We start from the raw sequence: 1,945 nt of genomic DNA, 5'->3' as shown, positions 1-1,945 counted from the left end.
GCTACCACTTAAACCTTTTAATTTTGCATTATATCCACCTATTACACTTTTAGACAATCCGATAGAAGCCTTTGAAACTCTATCTTTTTCGTTTTCAATACCTATTGCAAGTCCTTCACCTGTGAATTTACCAATTTCCATGAACACCCTAGAAGGAGATTTTATTTTTAATTTCTTCTTAGTAGCTTCAACTGCACCATTAACAACATTACCTATAGCACCTGCAATATTAGCTCCTGCGTTTTTAATACCATTTATTAAGCCTTGTATCATGTCTTTACCTATACTAAATAGATTAATTCCTTTTATAACTCCCACTGCCCTAGTCATAAAGTTTTTAATCGTAGTAGGCACTTTCGAGATACTACTAGTAACAGAACTTAAAAGCTTAGACATCATGTTTTTAGCAATAGTCCACAAAGCTTGGAAACTATTAGCACCAAAAGCTTTTAAAGTACCAAAGCTAGACTTTGCCCCACTTAAAAGATTTTTAACAAATCCTAAACAAGCCTTTATGCCACCACTAAAGAAGCCTTTAACAGAAGACCACATACCTTTAAATATGCCTATTGCACCTTTGCCGAATCCTTTTATCATAGCGGGAATATTTAAAGCAAATTGAACTTGCATTAAATTCCATACAAATTCCAAAGCACTAAAAAATATTTGTTTTATACTTTCCCAACAACCACTAAAATTGCCTGTAAATAAGTTTTGGAAGAAGTTTATAACTCCATCTATAAAAGCTAAACCACTTTGAACAATGCTACCTATTGCAGTTATTGTGTTCATTACTATTGTAGATATAAAAGTAAATAAGAATGTTATTACAGGCATTAACCAAGATTTATGTTCATTCCAAAAGCCTGTCATTGATTTAATAATAGTACCTACTGTATCACCCATAGTTTTAAAAATATTTATTGCTAATTGTACAAAAGGCATTATCGCTGGTGCAAATTCTTGGATTGTTTTCATTAATCCTTTTTGTCCTAAGAATGTCGCCAACTCTCCTAATTTATCCCTTATGATAATAGCACCATCTTTTAACTTGTCGAATATTGGTTTAGCTAAAGTACCTGCTATCTGCCCCATACTATCTTTAATAGTAGATTTTATACCATTAAAGCTTTCTGACATCTTAGCCATTCCACCTTCGGACTTTTTAGCAATATTGTCTAATGCTTGATTATATATATCGAAACTTATTTTACCCTCACTAGCAAGCTTCTTAACTTCACTTTGTGGTACTTTCATAACTTCGGCTATATTCTTCATTATAGGCACTGATTTATCTTCAAGGATATTCAAATCTTCTGTATATGCTACACCTGCATTTCTAACCTGTGAATATTGTCTAACCATTTCTTCTAAGTCTGAATTCGTAACACTAAAAGCACCTGCAACATCACCAAATTTAGTCAATTGATTAAATAGGTTATTGCCTTCGAATCCTGCATTATGAAGATAACTAGCCATCTTGTCAATGCCCATTTTTTCAAAAGGTGTAGTTGATGCAAATTTTTCTATGTCTTTCAACATTTTATTTGCTTTCCCCTGCGTTCCCAAAAGCGTTTCCCACTTAATCCTAGAAGTTTCTAAAGTAGCATTATAATCAATCCCTGCTTTCGTAGCACTTACAAATCCACCTACAAGTTTTTTGCCTAAATCATACATCATAAATCCTGCTATTGTTTTCTTTATGCTTCCAAATACACCATTTAAGCCATTAGCACTATTTCGAGTTCTATTCATGCCTTGTTCAAAATTGTCGGTCCTAGCGTTAATATTTACAAATAGTTCACCTATTGTAGCCATTTTTTCACCTTCTTTCTGTTAGAAGATAAATAAAAAAGCACCTAGCTTTTAAACTAAGTGCCAACTTTTATTCCTTTATCTGTTACTTTATAATTTAAGTTATTTTTTTTACACATTTCAATAATTT

Annotated in this window: 1 protein-coding gene; it reads right to left on the bottom strand. The window is 32.3% G+C overall.

Features of this window, described 5'->3' with window-relative positions; translation table 11 throughout:
* A partial coding sequence (locus VLM92_RS10810; protein WP_325276358.1) for a tape measure protein occupies positions 1-1,818 on the bottom strand: 1,818 nt, incomplete at its 3' end.
* Between the last annotated feature and the right edge of the window lie 127 nt (positions 1,819-1,945).

The sequence above is a fragment of the Romboutsia sp. genome (assembly GCF_035470145.1).
GTDB lineage: Bacteria > Bacillota > Clostridia > Peptostreptococcales > Peptostreptococcaceae > Romboutsia_D.
Note: the sequence above shows the minus strand (reverse complement) of the source record. Positions and strands in the feature narration are given on the sequence as shown.